At 63.3% G+C, this 1,157-nt stretch carries 1 protein-coding gene; it reads right to left on the bottom strand.

All coding sequences use genetic code 11. The annotated features are described in order from the left end of the window. Positions 1-88 precede the first annotated feature (88 nt). Positions 89-1,144 carry a sugar phosphate isomerase/epimerase family protein gene (locus GTW23_RS23320; RefSeq protein ID WP_252917740.1) on the bottom strand — a complete coding sequence of 352 codons (1,056 nt, stop codon included), beginning with the start codon at positions 1,142-1,144 and terminating at the stop codon, positions 89-91. Positions 1,145-1,157 lie beyond the last annotated feature (13 nt).

The raw sequence follows: 1,157 nt of genomic DNA on the forward strand, positions 1-1,157 counted from the left end.
GCGTCACGCCCGCCGCCGACCATGCCGAGACGGATCCGCCGCGAGGCGGTGGTGCTGGAGCCTTGGATAGCCATGTTTGATCTCCCGCTTACGAAATGCCGAGCATGCGGCGGTTGGCGGCCTCGTCGGTGCCGCCATCGGCGAAGTCGTCAAAGGCGCGCTCGGTGACCCGAATGATGTGGTCCCTCACAAATTGTGCGCCCTCGCGCGCGCCGTCTTCCGGGTGCTTGAGGCAGCATTCCCATTCGACCACGGCCCAGCCATCGAAATCATTGGCCGCCATCTTCGAGAAGATCGCCCCGAAATCGACCTGTCCGTCGCCAAGCGAGCGGAACCGTCCGGCCCGGTCGACCCAGGACTGGTAGCCCGAATAGACACCCTGGCGTCCGGTCGGGTTGAACTCCGCGTCCTTGACGTGGAACATCCGGATCCGGTCCTTGTAGATGTCGATATTGTCGAGATAGTCGAGGCACTGCAGCAGGTAGTGCGACGGGTCGTAGAGCATGTTGCAGCGCGCATGGTTGCCGACACGCTCGAGGAACATCTCGAAGGTGACGCCGTCATGCAGGTCCTCGCCCGGATGGATCTCGTAGCAGATGTCGACGCCGCAGTCCTCGGCGTGATCGAGGATCGGACGCCAACGCCTGGCCAGTTCGTCAAAGGCGGTCTCGACCAGGCCTGCCGGCCGCTGCGGCCAGGGATAGAGATAGGGCCAGGCCAGAGCGCCCGAGAAGCTCGCCATCGCATTGATGCCCAGGTGTTTTGAGGCCGACAGCGCCATCTTCACCTGCTCGACCGCCCATTGCTGCCGCGCCTTCGGATTGCCGCGCACTTCAGCTGCCGCAAAGCCGTCGAAGGCCTCGTCATAGGCCGGATGCACGGCAACGAGCTGGCCCTGCAGATGGGTCGACAGTTCGGTGACTTCGATGCCGTTGTCGCGCGCAATACCTTTGAATTCGTCGCAGTAGTCTTTCGACGCGGCGGCTTTCTGAAGATCGATCAGCCGCCCGTCCCAGCTCGGCACCTGGACCCCCTTGTAGCCGCAATCCGCCGCCCACTTGGTGATCGACTCCCACGAATTGAACGGCGCTTCATCGCCGGCAAACTGCGCCAGGAACAACGCCGGCCCCTTGATCGTTCTCATTGGTTTCCTCCTC

This window comes from Parahoeflea alexandrii (assembly GCF_024105735.1).
Taxonomy (GTDB): Bacteria; Pseudomonadota; Alphaproteobacteria; order Rhizobiales; family Rhizobiaceae; genus Hoeflea; species Hoeflea alexandrii.